General features: G+C 74.4%; 1 protein-coding gene. It reads left to right on the forward strand.

The genetic code is table 11. The annotated features are described in order from the left end of the window. Nucleotides 1-207: hypothetical protein (locus AB3X94_RS42420; protein ID WP_368614526.1), on the forward strand; the 207-nt coding region annotated here is incomplete at both ends.

Consider the following 207-nt stretch of genomic DNA (forward strand, 5'->3'; position numbering starts at 1 on the left):
CCGCAGCTGGTGGCCTATGTGGTGGCCGCACAGGAGGCGCAGGAAGCGCAGCTTGCGGCGACGCTGCGCGCGCATCTGGCGGGGCAGCTGCCGGACTACATGGTGCCGGCGGCGTTCGTGCCGCTGGGGGCGCTGCCGCTGACGGTCATCGGCAAGCTGGACCGGCGGGCGCTGCCTGCGCCGCAGGACGATGCGTATGCGCGGCGG

Source organism: Paraburkholderia sp. BR10923 (assembly GCF_040948765.1).
Classification (GTDB): domain Bacteria; phylum Pseudomonadota; class Gammaproteobacteria; order Burkholderiales; family Burkholderiaceae; genus Paraburkholderia; species Paraburkholderia youngii.